Raw genomic sequence first — 21149 nt, forward strand, 5'->3', positions numbered from 1 at the left:
GGAAACATCATCATGGATTACGCAACCCTGAAAGTGATCTGGTGGGTCCTGATCGGCGTGCTGCTGATCGGCTTCGCCCTCACCGACGGTTTCGACATGGGCACGGCCATCCTGCTGCCGTTCATCGCGAAGACCGATTCGGAACGGCGCATCGTCGTGAATACGGTCGGCGCGACATGGGAAGGCAACCAGGTCTGGTTCATCACCGCAGGGGGGGCGATGTTCGCCGCGTGGCCACTGGTCTACGCGGCGTCGTTCTCGGGCTTTTACTTCGCGATGCTGCTGGTGCTGTTCTCACTGTTCTTCAGGCCGGTGGGTTTCGATTACCGCAGCAAGCGCGACGATCCGCGCTGGCGCACGGCGTGGGACTGGGCGCTGTTCATCGGCGGCTTCGTGCCGGCGCTGGTGATCGGCGTTGCGTTCGGCAACCTGCTGCAAGGCGTGCCGTTCTCGTTCGACACTGACCTGCGTGTGACCTACCACGGTAGTTTCTTCGCACTACTCAATCCGTTCGCGGTGCTGTGCGGTCTGGTCAGCGTCTCGATGCTAGCCGCGCACGGCGCCGCCTTCGTGAAGATGAAGTCCGATGACGTGATTGCGCGGCGTGCTTCGATTGCGCTGCGCATTGCATCGCTCGCTGCGGTGGTGTTGTTTCTGATCGCGGGAGCGCTGGTTGCAACCGTGATCGGCGGCTATCAGATCGTCGATGCAGCGCCGTTCGACACGGTCGCCAATCCGTTGCTGAAGAGTGTCATAGGCGCACCGGGCTTGTGGCTCACCAACTACTCCACTTACCCGTGGATGATCGCGGCGCCGCTGGTCGGCGTGGTGGGTGGCGTGCTGGCATTAGTGCTCGCCAGTTCGCGCTTTGAAAAGATCGCGTTCGTGACGACCGGCCTGATGGTCGTCGGCGTGATCCTGACGGCGGGCTTCTCGATGTTCCCGTTCATCATGCCGTCCTCGCTCGACGGCCGCAGCAGTTTGACGGTATGGGATTCGACCTCGAGCCAGATGACGCTGCAGATCATGCTCATCGCCGTCATCATCTTCCTGCCGATCATCCTGATCTACACGAGCTGGGTGTATCGCGTGATGCGCGGCAAGGTCACCGCGGCCGCGCTCGAAGAGAACCGGCATTCGATGTATTAAGGCATCCCGAACATCGCGCCGTGCACTAATTCAAAGCGGTCTCACAGGAGCACATCATGTGGTATTTCAGCTGGATTCTCGGTATTGGCCTGGCACTCTCGTTTGGCATCATCAATGTGATGTGGCTTGAATCGCATCGTCCTGCGCAGACAGTGGCGAAGCGCAAGACAGACTGACGAAGCCTGTAGTCAGATTGTCCACGTCCGAATGGCACACATAGAGGCTACAGCGAGCAGTAGTAAACGAAAAAGCGGCGCCCGAAACAAAGGCGCCGCTCCTTTTAATGCTCTATCACTACGCGGAAACGCTCAATGCCGTTCCCGCTTCACCGGTATCACGCCGTTTGAGGCGCAGTGGCACCCGTCGCACCCGCAGCCGGCAGACGCGCTGCCAGCTGTTGTGCATAACGCTGGGCAGCTTCGCCGACGACAATGTGGAACGTCTCCGGCGAGACCCACGCTACGTCGAGCGTGGAGAGACGCTGACGATCCACCGCGGTCGGATCCGCCACGACGATACGCAGACGGGTCGACGCCACGGCATCCAGCGAAACGACGTTGGTCGCGCCACCGAACACAGCGAGCCAGCGCGTCGGATCAGGATCGAGCGGGCCGCTTTGCGCCGCACCGACCGGTACCGTCGCCGCGGCAGGCGCTGCAGTTGCAACCGTCGGCTTCGCCTCGACGCCACCGCCTTGTGCGATCACCGTACGGATTTCATCGGCGATGATGTCCGCTTCCGGTCCGATGATCACCTGCACGCTCGTAGCACCACGCTTGAGCACGCCACGCGCACCGATGGTCTTGAGTTCCGTTTCCGAAACCTTGGACGGATCCACTACCGACAGACGCAGACGCGTCGTGCAGGCATCGACGATCGACAGGTTCGCCGCGCCACCGAGTGCCGCGATATAGCGCTGTGCGCGCGGCGCAGTCGCAGCCGCTGCCGGTGCAACGAAGCTGCGCTTGTCGGACGACTCACCCTGCTCGTCCGTGGTGGCCGGTTCACGGCCCGGCGTTGCCATGTTGAACTTGCGGATGAAGAAACGGAACAGACCGTAGTACACGACCGCGTAAATGACACCGATCACCAGCGCCAGCCAGCCCTTGGTCGACAGGCCGTAGTTCAGCACGTAGTCGATTGCGCCAGCCGAGAAGGTGAAGCCGAGGTGAATCCCGAGCGCCGAGCAGACGGCGAGAGAGATCCCGGTCAACACCGCGTGGATCGCATACAGCACCGGTGCGAGGAACATGAAGCTGAATTCGATCGGCTCGGTCACGCCCGTCAGGAACGAAGTGAGTGCCATCGAGAACAGCAGGCCGCCGACCATCGCGCGGCGTTCCTTCGGTGCTTCATGGAACATCGCAAGACAGGCAGCCGGCAGACCGAACATCATGACCGGGAAGAAGCCCGTCATGAAGGTTCCGGCCGTCGGGTCGCCCGCGAAAAAGCGGTGCAGGTCGCCCGTTACCGCAGCACCGCCGCCCGGCGGCGTGAAGCTGCCGAACACGAACCACGTCAGCGAGTTCAGGATGTGATGCAGACCCGTCACCAGCAGCAGGCGGTTCAGCACACCGAACACGAATGCGCCGATCGCGCCGGCGGTGGTCAGCCAGTGGCCGGCCATGTCGATCGCCGACTGCACCGGCGCCCACACGTAACCCAGCACGATGCCGATCACCAGACAGGTCACCCCCGTGACAATCGGCACGAAGCGTTTCCCTCCGAAGAATGCGAGGTACTCGGGCAGCTTGATGTCCTTGTACTTGTTGTACAGCATCCCGGCCACGATACCTGCCACGATCCCCGACAACACGCCCATGTTGAGCTTGTCGTTGATGTCTTTCATCACGGCGATTTCGACCAGATAACCGATCGCGCCCGCCAGCGCCGCTACGCCGTTATTGTCCTTCGCGAAGCCGACCGCAATACCGATGGCGAACAGCAGCGGCAGGTTGTCGAAAATCGCGCCGCCAGCGTCGGCGATCATCTTGATGTTGAACACATCGGGCTGGCCGAGGCGCAGCAGCAAACCTGCGACCGGTAGCACGGCAATCGGCAGCATCAGCGCGCGGCCGAGGCGTTGCACCTTCAGAAACGGATTTCCATCCATTGATACCTCCACTCCTTTGTCTCTTGTTGAGTCGTTGCTTTACGTGTGGTTACTGTGCGAAATTCCGCCGTGGACTGTGTGGGGTTCAGTCCAGCGGCCAGGTTTCGCGGCTCACTGCTCTTACCGCCTGCGCCGATTCGAGCGCCAGAACATCCTGGGCGCGTTGCTGGCACAGCTGATAATTGAGGTTGCGCACGCGCGCCTTGATGCCCGGCACCGATACCGGATCCACCGAAAGCTCGCTCACGCCGAGGCCGACGAGCAGCGGCACGGCCAGCGGATCGCCCGCCAGTGCGCCGCACACGCCCACCCATTTGCCATGCTTGTTCGCGCCCTGCACGGTTGCCGAGATCAGACGCAGCACCGCCGGATGCAGCCCGTCGGATTGCGCGGCGAGGTCGGCCTGACAGCGGTCCATGGCGAGCGTGTATTGCGTCAGATCGTTGGTGCCGATCGAGAGAAAATCCGCGTGTTGCGACAGTTGATCGGCCAGCAACGCCGCCGACGGCACTTCGATCATCACGCCGACTTCGATCGGATCCGTGCGGCCCATTTCGCGGGCGAATTCGTCGATGCGCTTGCGCAAGCGGATCAGTTCGCCGGCGTCGGTCACCATCGGCAGCAGGATGCGCACGGCGCCGAGCGGTTGCACGGCCAGCAGGCCGCGCAACTGGTCGTCGAGCAGGTCCGGGCGCACCTGCGCCAGACGGATGCCGCGCAGGCCGAGCGCGGGATTCGGCTCGGGCGGCAGCGTCAGATAGTCGACTTCCTTGTCCGCGCCGACATCCAGCGTGCGGATGATCGCGGTACGGCCAGCGAGCGCATCGACGATCGACTGATAGCTTTCGCGATGTTCGTCAGTGGTCGGGGCTGCGGCACGGTGGATGAACAGCAGTTCGGTGCGCAGCAGGCCAATCGCATCGGCGCCGTTCTCGACTGCCGTTTTCGCGTCGTCCAGGGTGGCGATATTCGCCGCCACTTCGATCGCCCGGCCATCAGCCGTGGCAGCAGCCTGTTGCGACGTGCGGCGGTTCGCTTCACGCACACCGGCAAGCCGGGAACGTTCGCGGCGCGCGCGCTCCACGTCGAGCGCAGTCGGGGCATATTCGATCCGCCCGGCGCTCGCATCGACCACGACTTCAGTACCTTCGGTAATCGCCAGCAGCGCGTCGCCGACCGCCACCAGCGCCGGAATACCGCTCTGCCGCGCAAGGATCGCAGCGTGCGAGGTCGCGCCGCCGCGCGCCATCACGAGCGCCGTGACACGGGCGCGGTCGAGCGACGACAGATCGGAAGGCGTGAACTCTTCGGCGACCAGCACCGCTTCGTCCGGCAGCGCACGGGCCGCGTGGTTCGAATAGCCGAGCGCGCGCAGCACGCGCTTTTCCAGGTCGCGCAGATCCGCGGCGCGTTCGGCGAGCAGCGCGTCGTCGACCTGGGTCAGGACGGCGATCTGTGCGCGAATCGACTGACGCCATGCAAAACCCGCGCTCTTTCCGAGGCTGATCTGATCGCGTGCCGCGTCGAGCAGCGTCGGATCTTCGAGCAGGACGCGGTGCACTGCGAAAATCCCCGCTTCGCCATGCGCGCCACGTTGCGACGCGTCACGCACGGTGGTGTTCAGTTCCGCGTCGACCGTGGCGAGTGCCTTGTCGAGCAGACGGCTTTCGGCCGCCGACGTACCGCTCGCCGTCTCGGGCGGATCGAGATCCGCATCGTCCCAGCGCACCAGCTTGCCGACCGCGACGCCCGGCGCCGCGCAGACGCCCGCCAGCGTGTTCGGCGCCAGCGGCGCGCCGCCGGTTTGTGCCAGTTGCGGCGCCGGCGAAATCTGCCGGGCCGGTTTTTCTTCGGCTTCGCCATGCGCTTCGCGAAGCAGTTCATGCGCAACCGCTTCGACCGCGGCCGTCGCCTGCGGACCGACGCCGAGAATTTCGATCGTCGCGCCTTCGCCCGCGCCAAGACTCAGCAGGCCTACGATACTTTCGATCGGCGCCTTGCGGCCTTCGTAACGCACTTCCACCCGTGCATCCAGACCGCGTGCCGCTTCGCGCGCGCGTGCCGCAGGTCGCGCATGCAAACCGCCTGCATGCGCCAGCGTCACCGTCTGACGCGCTTCTTCCGTGACGTGGGTGGCCTGGCGCGACGCTTCCGCCGCCGCGCCAGCACGCGGACGCAGCACCAGCAACGATGTTGCGCCGGCCTTCAGCATGCCGCCTTCAGCGCGCTCGACGATCTCGAACGCATCCGAATTCGCAATCGCAATCACCGACACCAGGCTCGGCGCATTGCACGCAACCAGATCCTGATCGAATTCGATCAGCAGATCGCCGGTACGCACATGAGCACCCTGCGCGATCATCGGTGCAAAGCCGCGGCCGTTCAGTTCGACCGTGTCGATGCCGATGTGCAACAGGATTTCCGCACCTTCGGCTGTCGCGAGCGTCAACGCGTGGCCGGTCCGCGCCAGATGCGTGACCACCCCGTCGCACGGCGCGACGAGTTTGCCTTCCAGCGGATCCACGCCAATCCCGTCACCGAACATGCCGCCCGAAAACACAGGGTCGGGCACGTTCGCGAGCGGTACGACCGGGCCGGTCATGGGCGCGAGCAAAACAATATGGCCTTGGGAAGGGCTCATCAAGCGGGACTCCTCGACACGTCGCATCTGACTTTCTCGATCAGTGAGTTTCGGTGACTTTATTCAGATGGCGCGGCGCATCGGGATTGCGTCCGCGTGCGGCAGCGAGGCCGGCAGCCATCACATAAAAGGAAAGAATCGCGGCGATCGGGTCGAGCGCCGCATGAGCCGTCGTGACGAGCGGCAAGGTGGCTTCCGGCACATCGGCCGGCGCGGCGAGCAGCACGCGCGCGCCGCGTGCCTGCATGTCGCGGGCAAGCTGGATCAGACCGGCCTGCTCGGGGCCACGCGGGGCGAACACGAGCAGCGGGTAATCCTGATCGATCAGTTCCATCGGACCGTGACGCACTTCCGCGCTTGAAAACGCTTCGGCCTGAATGCCGGAGGTTTCCTTGAGCTTGAGCGCCGCTTCCTGTGCGATCGCGAGCCCAAGACCGCGGCCAATCACGATCATGCGTTCGACGCCGCGCAATTGTTCGACCGCCTGGCTCCAGTCCAGCTGGCCAGCGCGCCGCAAGGCGTCGGGCAGGTCATGGAGCGCCGCGAGCAACGCGGTATCACGCTGCCAGTGCGCCACCAGTTGCGCGGCAATCGACAGCATCGCGATATAGCTCTTGGTGGCCGCGACGCTCAGTTCGGGACCCGCGACGAGCGGCAGATGCCATTCGCAGGCGTCGGCGAGCGGCGATTGCGGCGCGTTCACGGCCGCCACGGTCAGCGCGCCGGCCTCGCGCAGCGCGGCCATCGTCCCGACCAGATCCGGGCTCTTGCCGGACTGCGAAAACGCCAGCGCGAGCTGATCGCGCACGTGCAGCGGCGCTTGCTGCAGCGTCGCGACGGACATCGGCAATGAAGCGACCGGAACGCCGATGCGGCTCATGGTCAGGCTGGCGAAATAACTGGCTGCGTGATCCGAACTGCCGCGCGCCACCGTGAGCGCGACATGACGCGGCTGTTCGGCGAGCTTCTGCGCGAGCGCCTCGACGCGTGAAGTATCGGCAAGCTGCGCGGCGACCACTTCTGCGGACGCCAGCGCTTCGTTAAGCATATTCGACAATTGATTCTCCTTCGACGTAAGTCGCAGTCAGCGCCAGTTCGCGATCGAACACGACGAGGTCGGCCCACGCACCGCGCGCGATGCGGCCGCGGTCCTCGATGCCGAGATAGTCGGCGGCGTAGCGCGACAGACGATTTGAAACATCGGCCATAGGCAGACCGATCGATACCAGATTGCGCAGCGCCTGATCCATCGTCAGGGTGCTGCCCGCGAGCGTGCCGTCGGCAAGCCGCACGCCGCCCAGACACTTCGTGACATGCTGGCTGCCGAGACGGTATTCGCCGTCCGGCATGCCGGTGGCGGAAGTGCTGTCGGTCACCACGTAGACGCGCGGAATCGCCCGCATCGCGGCGCGAATCGCACCCGGATGAACGTGCAGCAGATCGGGGATGATCTCCGCGAATTCGGCGTGCGCGAGCGCTGCGCCGACCATGCCCGGATTGCGGTGATGCAGCGGCGACATCGCGTTGAACAGATGCGTGAAACCGCACGCGCCGTGCTTGAGCGCCGCGACCGCGTCGTCGTAGGTGCCGAGCGAATGGCCCAGTTGCACGCGCACACCGCGCGCGGCGATTTCGGAAATGATCTCCATGTGCCCGGAGATTTCCGGCGCGATCGTGACCACGCGGATCGGCGCGATCGACAGATATTTCAGGACTTCGTCCAGCACCGCAGACACCGCGGCGTCGGGCTGCGCGCCGAGCTTGCCAGGATTGATATACGGGCCTTCGAGATGAACCCCCAGCACGCGCGAGCCACCCGGCGTGCGCAACCGGGCGACGTTACCAAGATTCGCGACGACGTTCATCAACTCATCGCGCGGTGCCGTCATGGTGGTGGCGAGCAAACTCGTGGTGCCGAAGCGGGCGTGGGTGCGCGTGATCGTTTCGATCGCGTTGCCTGCTTCCATGACATCGGAACCGCCGCCGCCGTGCACGTGCAGATCGATGAAGCCCGGCAGGATGTAGGGCGCGTCGTTCGTCGACGGGTCGACCCGCTCGCCCGTCAGCGCCGTGATGCGGCCGTTTTCGTATTCGAGCGTGCCGTAAATCCACCCATCGGTGGTGAGTATGTTTCCGGTCAGCATGAGTCTCTCTGATATTACGTAGTGCGATACGTTGCCAACTCGCGCTCTTCAGCGTTGCGCGAGGGTCTCGCCGATGCGGCGCCGGACTGCGCCGCTACGGTCACGCTAACGCGCCGTCATTGGCGCAACTCGGCGACAAAATCGTAGTGATCGTCCCGGCAGTAGGTGTCCGTCAATTCGATCGCGCGCTGGTCCGCGCTATAGCCAATACGCGTAATTACCAGCAGCGCCGAGCGCGGTTCGATGTCCATCAGCGCGGCGATCTCGCTCGTTGCGTTGACGGCCCGAAAGTGCTGCAGCGCGCGCACCACGGCCATGCCGCGCTGCTCCAGATAGCTATAGAGCGACACGCCGATGGCTTGCGGATCAGGCACGATCGCAGCCGGCAGCGCCGAATGTTCCACCGCCATCACGATGCCGTCTGCGCGCCGCAGGCGCCGCAAACTCGTCACGGCCGCCCCCGGCGACAAACCGAGATGCACCAGCTCGTCGCGATTCGCCGCACGGATGCCGCGCTCGAGCCACACCGAGTCCGCCCGAAAACCGCGCTGCTGCATCTTCTTCGTGAAGCCGGTCAGCCGCGACAGCGGATCTTCCACGCGCGGCGTGATGAAGCTGCCCGCCCCTCGTGCACGCCGGATCAGACCTTGCTCGACCAGCAACTCAATGGCCTTGCGCGCGGTAATGCGCGACACGCCAATCGCATCCGACAACGTGCGCTCCGACGGCAGCGCCTCACCCGCCGACCAGACGCCACAGTGGATTGCCGTGGCCAGATTGCGCGCGAGCTGCAGGTAGAGCGGCGTGACGTTGCGAGCGTCAGGCATCAATGCGGACCAGCGTGTTTCCATGGGCTCAGGTGGGTCGGAAGAACCAGCAATGGGCTACGAAATGAGAGCCCATTATATAACCACCATAATACCAGTCAATCACGTTGTTTCATGGGTGGAGAATTCCCCGCAAAGTCCTGTTGGAAAAGGAGTTTCACGGATTTTGCGAAGATTATTCGGGCTGATTCCATGATCAGTATTTACCCGTATTCAAGCCAATTTATGGCCCGGTAGCGTACCACTGGTTCGCTACCGCACAGAGTCCGCCACCACGTCCTTGTAGTTTTGTATTACCAATATGTGGGCGTCATGATTCTGCGCAAATTTTTGCAGCTTTTAAACGAGAGGGCAGCCAATATAGTGTTCAGGTAATACCCATAAAAATTTCGAGGGCCGTACGTTGACCGATTCCGCAGCGCTGCGACGCGCTGAGGCAGTCCGCCATTTCAACCGCTTCTATACGAAGCACATTGGCGCGCTGCACGAGCGTCTGCAAAAGAGCGCGTTCTCGCTGACTGAAGTACGTGTGCTGCACGAACTGGCACGCGGTCGCGCGCAAACCGCGGCGGTACTGACGCGCAACCTGGGGCTCGATAGCGGCTATCTCAGCCGTCTGCTGACGAACTTCGAGCGCCGCAAGCTGATCACCCGGCGTGCTTCGGAGAGCGACGCGCGTCAGTCGCTGATTGCGCTGACGGACGAGGGGCATGCCGCCCACGAACCGCTCGACACTGCGGCAATCGAAGTCGTGATGGCGGTGCTGGAACGGCTCACGCCCAATTCTCAGGAGCAGTTGATCGGTGCCATGAGGGTGGTGGAGCGGCTGCTGGACGATCAGCCTCGACGCGGCATCGTCACGTTGCAGCCGCCGCGTGGCGGCGAATATGGTTGGCTGGTACACCGGCAAGCCGTTCTGTTCGCGAATGAACACGGCTGGGATCAATCGTTCGAAGGAATGCTCGCCAAGACCGTCGCCGACTTCACTCTGAATGGCGACCCGCAGCGCGAGATCTGCTGGATTGCCGAACAGGATCATTCGATCGTCGGCACGGCGATGGTGGTGGCTTTGTCGGCGACGATCGCACGCATTGAACTGCTTTATATCGAGCCCGACATGCGCCGGCTCGGCATCGGCACTCAACTGATGGACGAATGCGTGCGCTTCGCGAAGCGCGTGGGCTATACGACGCTCACACTCTCGACCGTCACCGCACTCGCCGGGTCGCGGCGGCTCTGCGAGCGCGCCGGTTTTGTCTGCGTCAGCTCGGCACCCGAGTTGCACTTCGGCCGAGAGCTGACGGTGGAGCGCTGGGAGCGCGGGCTGTAAGCGCGCTCACCTCGTCACGGGGTGCCTAGAACGACGGCACCATGGCACCCTTGAACTGGGTCTTGATGAACTGACGCACGTCTTCCGACTGATAGGCCGCCACCAGCTTTTTCACCCAGGGCTTGTCCTTGTCCTGCGTACGCACGGCAATCAGATTGGCGTACGGGCTGTGGATGTCTTCGAGCGCGATGGCATCTTTGGTCGGCTGCAGGCCGCCGGCGAGCGCATAGTTGGTGTTGATCACCGCGGCATCGACGTCAGATAGCGAGCGCGGTAGTTGCGCAGCGTCCAGTTCGACCAGCTTGACCTTCTTCGGGTTGTCGGCGACGTCGAGCGGCGTGGCGTTGTTGCCGTTCGTGCCGGCACCGGCCTTCAGCTTGAGCACACCTTGCGTCTGCAGCAACAGCAGCGCGCGGTTTTCGTTGGACGGATCGTTCGGCACGGCGACCTTTGCGCCCTGCGGCAGATCCTTCAGCGACTTGATCTTCTTCGAATAGACGCCGAGCGGCGAGATATAGGTGAGACCGACACTCACGATCTTGTAGCCGCGCTGCTTCACCTGGCTGTCTAGATAGGGCTGATGCTGGAAGCTATTCGCATCCAGATCGCCTGCGTCGAGCGCGGCGTTCGGCTGCACGTAGTCGTTGAACTCGATGACCTTCACGTTCAGACCTTCGCGCTGCGCCACTTTCTGGACCACGGCCCACACTTGCGCATCGGGACCGCTGACGGTGCCGACCTTGATGACCTTGTCATCCGCATGGGCGGCAAAGCTGGTCGCGAAGGTTGCGGTGGCGACGACTGCGGAGAGGGCTTTCAGAAGATTTCTGCGTTGCATGATGTTCTCGTGAGTTCTGATCGTTGTCAGATTCGGGTAAAAAACCAGCGACGCGCGGTACGTGCCGCCAACTGGATCGCCTGCCGGGCAGGCGCATGGCACTCAAGCCTTAATCGAGCAGCAGCTTGATATCGTGCACCCAAGGTGCTGCGCCCTGGCCATCGCGAGCGAAGAGCCGCAACTTGCCGTCCGGATCGAAGACGTAGCTGGCGGCTGTGTGATCCATCGTGTAGCTGTCGGGCGTCTTGCCCGGCACCTTCGCGTAGTAGACGCGGAAGTCCTTCGTGACTTTGGTGAGTTGCGCCTCATCCGCGGGCCGCAAGCCGACAAAGGAAGGATTGAAGGCCGGCACGTACTGCGCCATCAACGCGGCGGTGTCGCGCTCGGGATCGACGGTGACGAACAGGACCTGGACGCGGCTCGCGTCCGCGGTTCCCAGTTGTTGCAAGGCTTGCGAGAGCTCGGCCATCGTCGTCGGGCAGACGTCCGGGCAATGCGTATAGCCGAAGAACAGCACCACCACCTTGCCCTTGTAGTCCGCCAGCGTGCGCGTCTTGCCGCTGGTGTCGGGCAGCGAGAAGTCCGTGCCGAACTGGGTATTGCCGGTGATGTCGACGTTCTGGAACGAGGGGGCGGGTTTGCCGCAACCCGAGGCCAACACCGCGCCGCCGAGTGCGCAGGCCATCAAGGCGGCGCGCGTGAGGCGCGCTAGCCGGTGTGTGAGCATGGTGTTACGCGCCGATCAGGACACGTGCATAGTGATCGATCAGCAGCGCGGCGAACAGCAGCGATAGATAGATGATCGAGTAACGGAACAGCTGACGCGCGAGCGCATCGGAATACTCGCGATAGATCTTCCACGCATAGGCGAGGAATACGGCGCCGAGCAGCACCGCCGCCACCAGATACACGACGCCGCTCATACCCGAGATGAAGGGCATCAGCGCGACCGCAAACAGGATCACGGAGTACAGGAAAATATGCAGCCGTGTGTACTGCTCGCCATGGGTGTTCGGCAGCATCGGCAGACCGGCGTTTTCGTAGTCCTTGCGGCGATACAGCGCAAGCGCCCAGAAATGCGGCGGCGTCCACACGAAGATGATCAGCACCAGAATCCACGCGTCGCCGGGCACATGACCCGTGACCGCGGCCCAACCCAGCGCCGGCGGCATCGCCCCCGAAGCGCCGCCGATCACGATGTTCTGCGGCGTAGCGGGTTTGAGCAACAGCGTATAGATGACCGCATAACCGACGAAGGTGGCGATAGTCAGCCACATGGTCAGCGGATTGGCGAACGTATAGAGCGTCCACATACCAAGGCCGCCCAGCACCGCCGAAAACAGCAGGATTTGCGCCGTGGTGATCTCGCCGCGTGCAGACGGACGCCACGACGTGCGACGCATCTTCGCGTCGATTTTCTGTTCGACGAGGCAGTTGATGGCGAACGCCGCACCGGCCAGCAGCCAGATGCCGACCGTACCGCCGATCAGCACGGTCCACGGCACCATGCCGGGCGTAGAGAGGAACATACCGATCACCGCGCAGAACACGGCAAGCTGCGTGACGCGCGGCTTGGTCAGCGCGATGTATTGGGAGATCCGGCTACCGGGGGTCTGGGAAAGAGTTGTGCTGTCCATGTGGGGTCACGCTGGCGCGGCGTCGCGCGCAGGCAACGCAGCGCGGCCGGGACGGCTATAAGCGATCCGAAAGTTTAGCATAACGAGCAGGAGCAGCAGGATTGCGGCACCACCGTTATGGGCGACTGCAATGGCTAACGGCCATTGCAGGACGATGTTCGACAGGCCGGTGATGAACTGGATCAGCACCACCAGCAGCAGGCCGTTGGCGGGCCGTCGCAGCGATTCGAAGCGGCGTACTTTCAGTGCAAACCAGAGCAGATAGGCGATCACCACGATCGCAAAGGTCCGGTGGGTCCAGTGAATCGCCACCAGCGCATCCTGGGTGATCATCTCGCCGTCGCCGGTCATGCCGAGCGCGCGCCACAGGTGGAAACCGTGGGCGAAGTCCATCGGCGGAATCCATTGGCCGTTGCAGGTCGGAAAGTCGGTACAGGCCAGCACGGCGTAGTTAGTGCTCACCCAGCCGCCCAGCGCGATCTGCACAATCAGCAGCGCGAGGCCTGCCAGCGCGGCCGCGCGCCACTGCGCGGCCTCGGGTTCATAGGCAGGCAACGGCGTCTGGCGTGCCGCCAGCCAGCCGAGGGTGCCCAGCAACGCCAGGCCCAGCAACAGGTGGGTCGTGACGATCACCGGTTGCAGTTTCTGCGTCACCGTCCACGCGCCGAACGCACCCTGCACGAGAATCAGCAGCAGGAGCGACGTCGGCCACCACGGCGACACATGCAACGGGCGGCGCTTGACGCGCGCGACCCACGCAATCAGCGTCTGCGCGACGATCAGCACGCCAATTGCCATCGCAAAGTAGCGGTGGATCATTTCGATCCACGCTTTCGTCATGCTGACGGGTCCGGTGGGCATGGCCTGATGGGCGGCGGCAATCGCCGCATGGGCGATGAACGGCGAGGACGTGCCGTAGCAACCCGGCCAGTCCGGGCAGCCGAGACCGGAGTCGGTGAGGCGCGTGAAGCCACCGAACATCACCAGATCCAGCGTCATGAAGGTGGTGAGCCAGACCAGCTTGCGGAATTTGTCGTCGTCAGCCTTGACCCAGACATAGGACAGCGGCAACAACGCAATGCACAAGCCGATCAGGCCCAGTTGCAATACGAACATCTCTCTACCTTCTCGCGATAAACAAAGCGGCCCATGGTGCTACAGGCGGTCCGATCCGCGGTGCTCTTCGCCCTGCGATAAAACGCCGCATCAACCAATGCTCGACCACTTCAGCAGCTTCGTGATGTCGCCCTTGATCTTGCTCGGGTTCGGATCTTTCGGGAAACGCATCATCAGATTGCCGTTCGGATCGACCACGAAGATGTGATCGGCGAGGCTCGTGCCGGCATCCACGGGCAGCCAGGCGGACAGCGCGGCCGGGTCGGCGATCAGCTTGTGCGTGTCCGGATAGGCTTTCTCGATCACCTCGGCCACCTTGCCCGCATCCGTGCGTAGCCAGACCTCGACCACCCGCTCGCGCTCGGGCCCTTGCGTCGCGCGAACCTGGCGCATGAAATACAGCTTGGTCACGCAGGCCTTGTCGCAGGCGCTGCTGTCGACGGACACCAGCAGCCATTTCCCGCGCAGCGACGCGAGTTGCAGCGGTTTGCCGTCTTCACCGGTCACCACGAGGCCATCGGGAATCGGCCGCTGCGGTTCGACCAGCGTGCCATAACTGGTGGTGCCGCCGTTGGGCTTGATCACGTAGTACGTGAAATACGAGCCGATCACCGGAGCCGCGCACACGAGGGCGATCAGCAGCATCATCCAGCGGCCGCGATTCCATGATCCTTTCTTCGCGCCAGGTTGCGCGGACCTGGCCGCAGGCGTAGCAGGCTTGCCGGTTTGCGGCGAACGGGGAGATTGCGTCGACACTACTAAACCTCTTTCAGTTTTAAGCGCTGGGCACGTGCTCTTTCTTTGCTGCGCGGCGCGCGGCGTAGAGGCCGAACGCCAGCGCCGCAACGGCCATGCCCCACCATTGAAACATGTAGCCGTAGTTACGCTCGACGTCGGTGATCGGCGCCGGCCAGTCGCGCACGAGCTTGTCGCCATCGTCGCTCAGTTGCTCGATCACGAACGGCTGCAGCGGCAATCCAGTTTCCGCGGCGTATGCGCCCACGTCGAGATTCTGCCGGATCAACTGGTGCGCATCCGAGCCGCCTTGCCCCAACTCGTACGCGCGGGTCGCATCGGCGCGCGCAATGCCTTCGATCTCGATCTCACCGGACGGCGTGGCGTACGGTTCGATGGTGGTGCGATCGGCGATATTACGCGGCAACCAGCCGCGATTGACCAGCACATAGCCACCGTCCGCGAGTTTAAACGGCATGACGACGTAAAATCCCGGCTGGTCGTTATACGGGCGATTGTCGAGGTAGACGACCTTATCCGCGACGAAGCTCCCGCGTGCCCGCACGCGATGAAACTCGATCTCTTTCAGCGCAACCGGCGCACGGCTGACCGGCTCGGCCCGCGCATTTTCGAACTGCGTGATGTGAGCCTGCAGGGCCTCTTTCTGATGCGCGCGATCGCGCTGCCAGAAACCCAGCCGCACCGTCACCGCTATGACGAGCAGGATCAGCAGTGCCGGCAACCAGCGGATCTTCATCGTACCGGCCCCGACGTCCTACGCGCCGCAACGCACGGTGCGATAATGACCACCTTGCCTTTGCGCGCCTGACTTTCAGCTGATTCCATGCACATTCTCGTTCCCATCGTGTTTGTCCTGATCATCGCCAGTATGGCCTCGGCGCTGTACTTCATGATGCACGACAAAGGCAAGACAAAACGCATGGTCTGGTCGCTGGCCACTCGTGTGGGCCTGTCGATCTCGCTGTTCCTCTTCATCCTGTTTGCTCACTGGATGGGTTGGATCCAGTCCACCGGCATACCTTACGGCCGCTGACAGGACACGGCCCCCGGCGTCTGATCGGCCAGCGCGCGTCGCCATGTGACAGCGTTTCTTGCGTCCGATTTGCCAGCACCGCCGCCATGCGACCGCGTATCCGGCTTCAGTCCCCAGAAGCAAAACGCCGCCCTGACAGGTTCGAGGGCGGCGCTGCGTCAGGCTGCATACTACTCGCGGGCGTCGCTACCTGCAGCGAATCCGGCAATTCAGACACCCACGCGTAGCCGGCAACAGCGGCCGCACGCAGGTCCGACAAGTCTTACAGCCAGTACACGACGACGTACAGCCCGAGCCACACCACGTCCACAAAGTGCCAGTACCAGGCCGCGCCTTCGAATGCGAAGTGGTGGTCTGCCGTGAAGTGGCCGCGGATCACACGTATCAGCACCACCGTCAGCATCGTGCCGCCGAGGAACACATGGAAGCCGTGGAAGCCCGTCAGCAGGAAGAACGTCGAGCCATACACGCCCGAAGCCAGCGTCAGGTTCAGTTCGTTGTACGCGTGGTAGTACTCGAAGCCTTGCAGGAACAGGAAGCATAGGCCCAGCACCACGGTTGCCGCGAGCCAGGCGATGGTCTTGTTGCGATGGTTCTCACGCAGCGCATGGTGAGCGACGGTCAGCGTCGCGCCTGAGGACAGCAGCAACGCCGTGTTGATGGTCGGCACCGGCCAGGGTTGCATGGACTTGAAGTGCGACACGAGGGTTGCCGGGCCGATATTCGGCCACACCGCCGTGAAATCCGGCCAGATCAGCTTGTAGTCGAGGCTGCCCAGTTCGTGCATGGCGATCTGACGGGCGTAGAACAGCGCGCCGAAAAATGCGCCGAAGAACATGACTTCGGAGAAGATGAACCAGCTCATGCTCCAGCGGTACGACTTGTCGACGTTCTGGCCGTACATGCCGCCTTCGGATTCGGAAATCGCGTCGCCGAACCAGTGCCACAACGTGAAGAGCAGCCACAGCAAGCCAGCGAATACCGTGATAGGCGCCCAGCTATCGCCATTGATCCACGCCGCAAGCGATGACAGCATGACCAGCAGCCCGACGGCCGCGCTGATCGGATGCCGCGACGGATGCGGTACGAAATAGTACGGGCTCTCGTTTTGACCGCTCATTCTTGATTCTCCACTTCAGTCCAGTTATTCCGCTTGATCCGGTTGGGTCCGGCTGTCTCATCGGCGATGCGTCGATACCGCACCGCTTCACTCTAATGTCGAGGCCGCGTCTGGCCTGTTGCTGCCGCCTTTATCGTGCTTTCATCGCGTCGAGCCGGGTGCCTCAGTGCACCACCGCGCGCACGACGAGCAACAGAATGGCGGCAAAAATCGCCGCGCCGATCACCGCCGCCGCCACCACATGAAGCGGATTGAGCTGCGAGACGTCCGACTCCAGATCACGGCCCTTACGCACGCCAAAAAACGCCCAGAACACCGCTTTCATCGACTTGCCGAAGCCGCCCTTGCGGGCACCAGGGCTGGGGCCACCACCGCTACCGCTGTTGTCGCTCATACGATGGCCTTCAGGAGAAAAAGCTCCGCTTGACGAAGATACCCACGAAAAACGCGGCGGCAATGGCAAGCATGACGAGACCGAGCCGCAGATTGCCCGCGCGGATCTCCTCGGGCGTACGTCTTTGTAGTGGATTCCGGGTCATGCTGGAGTTTCTCGGTACTTCATCAATAGGGGCGCCGCCGGACCACGCTATGACGCTGCGGCACTGCGCCTTCGCTGCACCCGGTCCGGCTTGCGCCAGAACCGGGAATGCCGCCTCACAACCTGGCTTACTCGACTGTCGGCGGATGTTCGAACGTGTGGAACGGAGCCGGGCTCGGTACGGTCCATTCGAGGCCCGTTGCGCCGTCCCACGGCTTGTCGCCCGCTTTTTCGAGCTCGCCACCGCCGCGATATGCCGGCAGTGCGACCGCAAACAGGAAGTAGACCTGGGCGAGGCCGAAGCCGAATGCGCCAATCGTGATGACCTGGTTCCAGTCGGTGAACTGCGCCGGGTAATCCGCATAACGACGCGGCATACCTGCGAGACCCACGAAGTGCATCGGCAGGAAGGCGAGGTTGAAGAAGATCATCGAGGCCCAGAAGTGGATCTTGCCGCGCGTCTCGTTGTACATCCAGCCGGTCCATTTCGGCGACCAGTAGTACCAGCCGGAGAAGAGACCGAACAGCGACCCCGCCACCAGCACGTAGTGGAAGTGAGCCACCACGAAGTAGGTCCCGTGATACTGGATGTCGAGCGGCGCCATGGCGAGCATCAGGCCCGTGAGACCGCCGAACGTGAACACGAACAGGAAGCCCACCGCGAACAGCATGGGGGTTTCGAACGTCAGCGAACCGCGCCACATCGTGGCGACCCAGTTGAACACCTTCACGCCCGTCGGCACGGCGATCAGCATGGTGGCGTACATGAAGAACAGCTGGCCCGTCACCGGCATGCCGGTCGCGAACATGTGGTGCGCCCAGACCATGAACGACAGGATCGCGATCGACGACGTGGCGTACACCATCGAGCTATAGCCGAACAGCGGCTTGCGGGCGAAGGCCGGGATCACCTGCGACACGATCCCGAACGCCGGCAAGATCATGATGTACACCTCGGGGTGCCCGAAGAACCAGAAGATATGCTGGTACATCACTGGGTCGCCGCCGCCTGCTGCGTTGAAGAACGACGTGCCGAAGTGGCGGTCGAACAGCAGCATGGTGATGGCGCCGGCCAGAACCGGCATCACGGCGATCAGCAGGTAAGCGGTGATGAGCCATGTCCAGACGAACATCGGCATTTTCATCAGCGTGAGGCCTGGCGCGCGCATGTTCAGGATCGTCACCACGATGTTGATCCCGCCCATGATCGACGAGGCACCCATCAAGTGGACCGCGAAAATTGCGAAGTCCATGCCCGGGCCCATCTGCGTCGACAGCGGCGCGTACAGCGTCCAGCCGGCAGCCGTGGCACCACCCGGCGCGAAGAACGAACCCACCAGCAGAACCGCCGCCACCGGCAGCAGCCAGAAGCTGAAGTTGTTCATGCGCGCGAAGGCCATGTCCGATGCGCCGATCTGCAGCGGCACCATCCAGTTCGCGAAGCCGACGAAGGCCGGCATGATCGCACCGAACACCATGATGAGTCCATGCATGGTGGTCAGCTGGTTGAAGAACTCGGGACGCATGATCTGCAGGCCCGGTTCGAACAGTTCGGCACGGATCAACAGCGCCATCACGCCCCCGGAGAGGAACATGGTGAACGAGAAGATCAGGTACAGCGTACCGATATCCTTGTGGTTCGTGGCGTACAACCAGCGACGCCAGCCATGCGGCGTCCCATGAGCATGGGGGTCGCCATGGACGTGCTCGTGGCCCGCAACTACATCGTGTCCAACGCTAGACATGACAATCTCCTAAAGCTAATTCTGCGGTACTGACCATGAACACGTCAGGCAGCCGGGCTGATCTGAACACGCTGGGCTTCTTTGGCGTCGCTACCGCCGGTGACCGTTTGCGGTTTCTTCGAAGTAATGGAGTTTCCGGCAATGCTGGCTGTCTTCAGCGTATTGGCCGGCAGGGCTGCCTGCGGCTGCGAGGCCGCGGCACTGTCCGACGCGCCGGAGGCCGGCGCCGTGCCGGACGCGGCGTCCGCGCCGCTAGCCGCAGCGGCACTGCTCGCGCCTGCTGCAGCGCCCGCTGCGAGGTGGTCGCCGCCTTCCGGCAGCTTGCCGTTGCGGGCGTCCGCAACCTGCTTCGGCTGGAGAATGTCGCCCGTGTGGTTGCCCCACGAGTTGCGCTCGAACGTAATGACCGAGGCGATTTCGACGTCGTTCAGGGTAGGCGCCCACGACGGCATCACGTTCTTGCCCTTCAGCACGATGCTCACGTGTTGCGCGATCGGACCATTGGCGATCTTGCTGCCGTCCAGCGCCGGGAAGGCGCCTGCGCCCTTGCCGGTCGGCTGGTGGCACACGGCGCAGTTCGATGCGTAGACCTTGCCGCCCCGCTCCATCAACTCGGCCATGGTGTAGGTCTTGTTCGGATCGTCAGCACCGGCGGCCATTTTCTTCTTCTGGTCGTCGACCCATTTCGCGTAGTCGTCAGCCGAAAGCACTTCGACCACGACCGGCATGAACGCATGTTCCTTGCCGCACAGCTCGGTACAGAAGCCGCGGAACGTGCCGACCTTGTCGGCCTTGAACCATGTGTCGCGCACGAAGCCCGGAATTGCGTCCTGCTTCACGCCGAAGGCCGGCACGTACCAGGAGTGGACCACGTCGTTGGCGGTGGTGATGATGCGGATCTTCTTGTCGACCGGCACCACGAGCGGGTTGTCGACTTCCTGCAGATATGTATCGGTGATGGGCTGCTGGCCGTCCGTCTCGGCGCGCGGCGTGCTGAGGGTGGACAGGAAGTTGATGCCTTCGCCCGGACCCTTCACGTAGTCGTAGCCCCACTTCCACTGGTAGCCGGTTACCTTGATGGTGACGTCGGCGTTCGAGGTGTCCTTCATCGCCACGACCGTCCTGGTGGCAGGCAGCGCCATCAGCACGACGATGATGAACGGGACAATCGTCCAGATAATTTCGACGGTGGTGCTTTCGTGGAAATGGGCGGCCTTGTAGCCTTTCGACTTGCGGTGGGCAAAGACCGAATAGAACATCACGCCGAACACGCCCACGAAGATCACCGTACAGAGGATCAACATGAAGGTGTGAAGGTGATAGAGCTCCTCAGCGATAGCGGTTGCAGGCGGCTGGAGGTTGATCTCGTTGACGGCGGGGCCGCCCGGACTGTCGCCGACTGCCAGTGCAGCGCCGGCAAAGAGCAGTCCGGTAAGCGCCAGCCCGCCCATGAGGGCTCGCTTGATTGTTTTCATAGCTTCCTTACCCAAATTTTCCATTCAAACCCTCGACCCCGCTGGAAGGCTGTCTCGCGCGCCCCCGTAACGGCGCGAGCCTCGAAGCGTCTAGCAACGCCTGAGCCACATGCGCAACTCACCTGCGAATTGCGCGCGCCGATACTGCGCGAGGTGTTGCCCGATCATGATCGTCTCACCACGCGAGACCAGTTTGATAGGGTCACGCGGCGTTGCGCCATGCTCGATCCGCACCCAACGCGGATTGAATTCGAACTGCGTGACTTGCTCCGCACTCACCCGCTCAATCACGAGCCGGTTCGGAAACAGTCTGATGCGTTCGTAATCCACAGCATGACGCGCGTAAATTGCAAAAGCGATACCGACTGCCAGCAACTCGATGCCAGTGAACGGCAGCACCAGCCAGGCGCCGATCAGATCCAGCATGAAAGCAATAACCAGTGAGACCACTGCAAGCGACAGATAGAAGCAAACAAACTGCTTAGGGGACACCGAACAGTTGCGTTTCATCGTCCAGTCCTTGAGGACCGGTTCCGACTCCGCCAGCAGATCAGATGACGCCATCGCTGTCTCCTGCGAGTTGCCTCTTACCTTGCCTCTTGCCAGTTCATGCCGCCCTGCCCTGCTGCCCAGCCCTTCGGGCCTGCCGCCGCGGACATGGGAGCCCCGAGCGACAAACTGACGCAT

At 63.0% G+C, this 21149-nt stretch carries 21 protein-coding genes; 4 read left to right on the top strand and 17 right to left on the bottom strand.

Going from position 1 to position 21149, the window contains the following annotated elements:
- Positions 1–12 precede the first annotated feature (12 nt).
- On the top strand, positions 13–1149 hold the full coding sequence (gene cydB / locus P3T43_RS27340) for a cytochrome d ubiquinol oxidase subunit II (RefSeq protein ID WP_429284130.1): 1137 nt from the start codon (positions 13–15) through the stop codon (positions 1147–1149).
- 56 nt (positions 1150–1205) lie between these two features.
- Complete coding sequence (gene cydX / locus P3T43_RS27345; RefSeq protein ID WP_429284131.1) at positions 1206–1325, top strand: cytochrome bd-I oxidase subunit CydX; 120 nt, start codon at positions 1206–1208, stop codon at positions 1323–1325.
- Between the two features lie 158 nt (positions 1326–1483).
- Here cydX and nagE read toward each other — a convergent pair whose 3' ends face one another.
- The 5 genes from nagE to P3T43_RS27370 all read right to left on the bottom strand — a co-directional run bounded on the left by nagE (position 1484) and on the right by P3T43_RS27370 (position 8898).
- A complete protein-coding gene (gene nagE / locus P3T43_RS27350) occupies positions 1484–3262 on the bottom strand; it encodes an N-acetylglucosamine-specific PTS transporter subunit IIBC (RefSeq protein WP_429284132.1) in 1779 nt (592 codons plus the stop codon).
- Positions 3263–3347: 85 nt separating this feature from the next.
- Positions 3348–5903, bottom strand: coding sequence for a phosphoenolpyruvate--protein phosphotransferase (ptsP, locus tag P3T43_RS27355; RefSeq protein ID WP_429284133.1), 2556 nt, complete (start codon positions 5901–5903; stop codon positions 3348–3350).
- Positions 5904–5943: 40 nt separating this feature from the next.
- On the bottom strand, positions 5944–6951 hold the full coding sequence (locus tag P3T43_RS27360) for an SIS domain-containing protein (RefSeq protein ID WP_429284181.1): 1008 nt from the start codon (positions 6949–6951) through the stop codon (positions 5944–5946).
- Positions 6944–8047, bottom strand: coding sequence for an N-acetylglucosamine-6-phosphate deacetylase (gene nagA, locus P3T43_RS27365; RefSeq protein ID WP_429284134.1), 1104 nt, complete (start codon positions 8045–8047; stop codon positions 6944–6946). Before nagA ends, P3T43_RS27360 begins: the two co-directional genes overlap by 8 nt.
- Before the next feature lie 116 nt (positions 8048–8163).
- Positions 8164–8898: a GntR family transcriptional regulator gene (locus P3T43_RS27370; protein WP_429284135.1), complete on the bottom strand. Its 735-nt coding sequence runs from the start codon at positions 8896–8898 to the stop codon at positions 8164–8166.
- A 379-nt stretch (positions 8899–9277) separates the two neighbouring features.
- On the opposite strand from P3T43_RS27370, the gene P3T43_RS27375 reads away from it, so the two are divergent.
- Positions 9278–10204 (top strand): bifunctional helix-turn-helix transcriptional regulator/GNAT family N-acetyltransferase, encoded by a 927-nt coding sequence (locus tag P3T43_RS27375; RefSeq protein ID WP_429284136.1) that lies wholly within the window; start codon positions 9278–9280, stop codon positions 10202–10204.
- Positions 10205–10229: 25 nt separating this feature from the next.
- Here the strand turns inward: P3T43_RS27375 and P3T43_RS27380 are convergent, their stop codons facing one another.
- From P3T43_RS27380 to P3T43_RS27405, 6 genes are all read right to left on the bottom strand, one after another.
- Positions 10230–11042: a MetQ/NlpA family ABC transporter substrate-binding protein gene (locus P3T43_RS27380; protein WP_429284137.1), complete on the bottom strand. Its 813-nt coding sequence runs from the start codon at positions 11040–11042 to the stop codon at positions 10230–10232.
- 109 nt (positions 11043–11151) lie between these two features.
- Positions 11152–11769, bottom strand: coding sequence for an SCO family protein (locus P3T43_RS27385; RefSeq protein ID WP_429284138.1), 618 nt, complete (start codon positions 11767–11769; stop codon positions 11152–11154).
- Positions 11770–11773: 4 nt separating this feature from the next.
- Positions 11774–12679 carry a heme o synthase gene (gene cyoE / locus P3T43_RS27390; RefSeq protein WP_429284139.1) on the bottom strand — a complete coding sequence of 302 codons (906 nt, stop codon included), beginning with the start codon at positions 12677–12679 and terminating at the stop codon, positions 11774–11776.
- Positions 12680–12685: 6 nt separating this feature from the next.
- Entirely contained in the window at positions 12686–13795 is a 1110-nt protein-coding gene (locus P3T43_RS27395) for a COX15/CtaA family protein (protein ID WP_429284140.1), read from the bottom strand.
- A 90-nt stretch (positions 13796–13885) separates the two neighbouring features.
- Complete coding sequence (locus tag P3T43_RS27400) at positions 13886–14551, bottom strand: SCO family protein (RefSeq protein WP_429284141.1); 666 nt, start codon at positions 14549–14551, stop codon at positions 13886–13888.
- Between the two features lie 19 nt (positions 14552–14570).
- Positions 14571–15287 (bottom strand): SURF1 family protein, encoded by a 717-nt coding sequence (locus tag P3T43_RS27405; protein ID WP_429284142.1) that lies wholly within the window; start codon positions 15285–15287, stop codon positions 14571–14573.
- A gap of 87 nt (positions 15288–15374) precedes the next feature.
- Between P3T43_RS27405 and P3T43_RS27410 the strand changes: the two genes are divergently transcribed.
- Positions 15375–15584, top strand: coding sequence for a twin transmembrane helix small protein (locus P3T43_RS27410; RefSeq protein WP_429284143.1), 210 nt, complete (start codon positions 15375–15377; stop codon positions 15582–15584).
- 262 nt (positions 15585–15846) lie between these two features.
- On the opposite strand, the gene P3T43_RS27415 is transcribed toward P3T43_RS27410, so the two are convergent.
- The 6 genes from P3T43_RS27415 to P3T43_RS27440 form a co-directional block, all read right to left on the bottom strand.
- Complete coding sequence (locus P3T43_RS27415) at positions 15847–16704, bottom strand: cytochrome c oxidase subunit 3 (protein WP_429284144.1); 858 nt, start codon at positions 16702–16704, stop codon at positions 15847–15849.
- A gap of 163 nt (positions 16705–16867) precedes the next feature.
- A complete protein-coding gene (locus P3T43_RS27420) occupies positions 16868–17098 on the bottom strand; it encodes a DUF2970 domain-containing protein (RefSeq protein WP_429284145.1) in 231 nt (76 codons plus the stop codon).
- A 10-nt stretch (positions 17099–17108) separates the two neighbouring features.
- Positions 17109–17243 carry a cytochrome oxidase small assembly protein gene (locus P3T43_RS27425; protein ID WP_429284146.1) on the bottom strand — a complete coding sequence of 45 codons (135 nt, stop codon included), beginning with the start codon at positions 17241–17243 and terminating at the stop codon, positions 17109–17111.
- 127 nt (positions 17244–17370) lie between these two features.
- Positions 17371–18987 carry a cytochrome c oxidase subunit I gene (gene ctaD, locus P3T43_RS27430; RefSeq protein WP_429271097.1) on the bottom strand — a complete coding sequence of 539 codons (1617 nt, stop codon included), beginning with the start codon at positions 18985–18987 and terminating at the stop codon, positions 17371–17373.
- Positions 18988–19031: 44 nt separating this feature from the next.
- Positions 19032–20486, bottom strand: coding sequence for a cytochrome c oxidase subunit II (gene coxB, locus P3T43_RS27435; protein ID WP_429284147.1), 1455 nt, complete (start codon positions 20484–20486; stop codon positions 19032–19034).
- A 66-nt stretch (positions 20487–20552) separates the two neighbouring features.
- Entirely contained in the window at positions 20553–21026 is a 474-nt protein-coding gene (locus tag P3T43_RS27440) for a DUF2244 domain-containing protein (RefSeq protein ID WP_429284148.1), read from the bottom strand.
- Positions 21027–21149: the final 123 nt, after the last annotated feature.

The organism is Paraburkholderia sp. GAS41 (genome assembly GCF_050436545.1).
In the GTDB taxonomy this organism is placed as follows: domain Bacteria; phylum Pseudomonadota; class Gammaproteobacteria; order Burkholderiales; family Burkholderiaceae; genus Paraburkholderia.

Excerpts from the sequence above, each read along its gene's own strand:
- P3T43_RS27440 (WP_429284148.1), bottom strand. The coding sequence starts at position 21,026 with ATGGCGTCATCTGATCTGCTGGCGGAGTCGGAACCGGTCCTCAAGGAC.
- cyoE (WP_429284139.1), bottom strand. The coding sequence starts at position 12,679 with ATGGACAGCACAACTCTTTCCCAGACCCCCGGTAGCCGGATCTCCCAA.
- P3T43_RS27415 (WP_429284144.1), bottom strand. The coding sequence starts at position 16,704 with ATGAGCGGTCAAAACGAGAGCCCGTACTATTTCGTACCGCATCCGTCG.
- P3T43_RS27410 (WP_429284143.1), top strand. The coding sequence starts at position 15,375 with ATGCACATTCTCGTTCCCATCGTGTTTGTCCTGATCATCGCCAGTATG.
- P3T43_RS27370 (WP_429284135.1), bottom strand. The coding sequence starts at position 8,898 with ATGGAAACACGCTGGTCCGCATTGATGCCTGACGCTCGCAACGTCACG.
- P3T43_RS27405 (WP_429284142.1), bottom strand. The coding sequence starts at position 15,287 with ATGAAGATCCGCTGGTTGCCGGCACTGCTGATCCTGCTCGTCATAGCG.
- P3T43_RS27425 (WP_429284146.1), bottom strand. The coding sequence starts at position 17,243 with ATGACCCGGAATCCACTACAAAGACGTACGCCCGAGGAGATCCGCGCG.
- nagE (WP_429284132.1), bottom strand. The coding sequence starts at position 3,262 with ATGGATGGAAATCCGTTTCTGAAGGTGCAACGCCTCGGCCGCGCGCTG.
- P3T43_RS27360 (WP_429284181.1), bottom strand. The coding sequence starts at position 6,951 with ATGCTTAACGAAGCGCTGGCGTCCGCAGAAGTGGTCGCCGCGCAGCTT.
- ctaD (WP_429271097.1), bottom strand. The coding sequence starts at position 18,987 with ATGTCTAGCGTTGGACACGATGTAGTTGCGGGCCACGAGCACGTCCAT.
- P3T43_RS27385 (WP_429284138.1), bottom strand. The coding sequence starts at position 11,769 with ATGCTCACACACCGGCTAGCGCGCCTCACGCGCGCCGCCTTGATGGCC.
- ptsP (WP_429284133.1), bottom strand. The coding sequence starts at position 5,903 with ATGAGCCCTTCCCAAGGCCATATTGTTTTGCTCGCGCCCATGACCGGC.
- cydB (WP_429284130.1), top strand. The coding sequence starts at position 13 with ATGGATTACGCAACCCTGAAAGTGATCTGGTGGGTCCTGATCGGCGTG.
- coxB (WP_429284147.1), bottom strand. The coding sequence starts at position 20,486 with ATGGAAAATTTGGGTAAGGAAGCTATGAAAACAATCAAGCGAGCCCTC.
- P3T43_RS27380 (WP_429284137.1), bottom strand. The coding sequence starts at position 11,042 with ATGCAACGCAGAAATCTTCTGAAAGCCCTCTCCGCAGTCGTCGCCACC.
- P3T43_RS27395 (WP_429284140.1), bottom strand. The coding sequence starts at position 13,795 with ATGTTCGTATTGCAACTGGGCCTGATCGGCTTGTGCATTGCGTTGTTG.
- cydX (WP_429284131.1), top strand. The coding sequence starts at position 1,206 with ATGTGGTATTTCAGCTGGATTCTCGGTATTGGCCTGGCACTCTCGTTT.
- nagA (WP_429284134.1), bottom strand. The coding sequence starts at position 8,047 with ATGCTGACCGGAAACATACTCACCACCGATGGGTGGATTTACGGCACG.
- P3T43_RS27420 (WP_429284145.1), bottom strand. The coding sequence starts at position 17,098 with ATGAGCGACAACAGCGGTAGCGGTGGTGGCCCCAGCCCTGGTGCCCGC.